3 protein-coding genes are annotated in these 1,829 nt (G+C 65.3%); all 3 read right to left on the bottom strand.

Annotation, left to right across the window (positions count from 1 at the left end; genetic code table 11):
• On the bottom strand, nucleotides 1-470 hold a 470-nt coding region (locus tag GGQ80_RS18250; RefSeq protein ID WP_183987533.1), incomplete at its 3' end, for a recombinase family protein.
• Nucleotides 467-880 carry a DUF2924 domain-containing protein gene (locus tag GGQ80_RS18245; protein WP_183987531.1) on the bottom strand — a complete coding sequence of 138 codons (414 nt, stop codon included), beginning with the start codon at nucleotides 878-880 and terminating at the stop codon, nucleotides 467-469. The genes GGQ80_RS18250 and GGQ80_RS18245, both read right to left, overlap by 4 nt.
• A 1-nt stretch (nucleotide 881) precedes the next feature.
• On the bottom strand, nucleotides 882-1,400 hold the full coding sequence (locus tag GGQ80_RS18240) for a DUF3489 domain-containing protein (RefSeq protein ID WP_183987529.1): 519 nt from the start codon (nucleotides 1,398-1,400) through the stop codon (nucleotides 882-884).
• Nucleotides 1,401-1,829: the final 429 nt, after the last annotated feature.

Here is a 1,829-nt window from a genome sequence, read left to right as displayed (position 1 = left end):
CCCTTGGCCTTTGAGGCGGCGATCTTGTCGCGGATCCGCTCGGCGGTGACCTCGCGCTCGAACTGGGCAAAGGAGAGCAGCATGTTGAGCGTGAGGCGCCCCATGCTGGTGGTGGTGTTGAACGACTGGGTGACCGACACGAAGCTGGTGCCCGCGGCATCGAACGCCTCGACCAGCTTCGAGAAGTCGAGCAGCGAGCGGGTGAGCCGGTCAACCTTGTAGACGACGATGATGTCGATCCGGCCTGCCCTGACCTCGGTAAGCAGCCGCTGAAGCGCCGGGCGCTCGAGCGTGCCGCCCGACAACCCGCCATCGTCATAGATGTCGGGCAGCGCGGTCCAGCCTTCCGATGCCTGGCTGAGGATATAGGCAGCACATGCCTCGCGCTGTGCGTCGAGGCTGTTAAACGCCTGCTCCAGTCCCTCCTCGCTCGACTTGCGGGTGTAGATCGCACAGCGGACGTTCTTCATGCTGCGGCCTTTCGCTTGAGGCCGAAGAAGGCAGGACCAGACCACCTCGTGCCGGTGATCGCGCGCGCGACCTCAGATAGCGAGCGCCACTCGCGCTCATCCCAGCGGATGATGCCATCATCGCCGACCACCACGACATGCGCCCGGCCGTTCCACTCGCGCACCAGCCGCATGCCGGGCGACACACTGGTGGTTCGCGTCTTGCCCGCAGCAAGCTGATCGAGCGCGCGGCGGGTCTCGCGCGAAAGCCCGCCATAGGCCCTTGCCTGGATCTCCCAGGCAAGGGCAAGGCGCAGCAGCGACGGGCTCATCTGTGGGACGGGAGACCCCGTCAGCGTGCGCCATTTCGTGCGCAGTTCGTCGGATGACAGCCGCTCGAGACCTGCCACCTCGTCCTCGACGCTTGCCATCTCAGGCAGCCGCCAGGAGGCGGTAGCAGGTCGCGTCGTCGCGCTTGCTGCGTTCGATCTGGTGGCCCTTCTTGCGCAGGCCCGTCAGCGCTGCGCGCGTGGTGTGCGGTAGCCATCCGGTGGCAGCGATGAGGTCGGCGAGGGTCGCACCGTCATAGCGGCCGAGCAGCGCGAGTACGTGGGCCTGCTTGGTTGTCCGGGCGACTGCGGGCGGAGCATCGCCGTCTTTCCCGGCGTTGGTAACCGGTTGGCTTTCATCGCCGTTCAACTCGATGCCGATTGCGGCCAAGCCGGACGGCGTGGCAAAGAGCCCCAAGCGAAGGTCGGCATAGATGCGGTGAACCGCCGCTGCATCATTGGTCTCGCGCTCTTCGGCAAAGCCGAAGGTGACGAGCGTGGCCAACGCTTTGGTCGACCACGCGTTTGCCGTAAGTGAGGCGGGAAGCGGCAGCAGGCTGGCATCGTTGCGCTGGCCAGCGGCCGCGAGCAGGATGCGGTGGGTGTCGTTGAGCTTCGTCATGTGGGTAGCCTTTGGGTGCGAAGGCAGGACCAGTCCCGCCTTGCACCACCCACAGCCCCGCTCGATGTGATCGGCGGGATAGGCCGGCCCTTGATAGCACCGGCGACTCGATATCGTCCTGTTCGCTCTGCACGCAGGCCAAGTCGAGCGGGTTTTCGCGAAGTGCGTCGGATAGAGATAAGCCGGAGGGCGAGCTGCACCTCCGACAGGGAGGCCGCTAGCGTTCCCGCTGCCGCAGCTTGGCGCTTAAGCCTCAATACGTGCCCGTTAGCAGACTATATATTTAGGGTTACCGCGCTAACCCTTCTCGTGCAGAACGGCCGGGGCTTGTGGTTGAGCAGCCCCCACGGGGTGGTCCGGGTTGTTAGTTAGTGCATTGTCGTCTCCGCTGCCATTGCCGGTCGTAGGTGGAGCGAAGCGGAACCGGAG

It is taken from the genome of Sphingomonas jinjuensis (assembly GCF_014197105.1).
Classification (GTDB): domain Bacteria; phylum Pseudomonadota; class Alphaproteobacteria; order Sphingomonadales; family Sphingomonadaceae; genus Sphingomonas; species Sphingomonas jinjuensis.
This window is presented reverse-complemented; position numbering and strand designations above follow the sequence as displayed.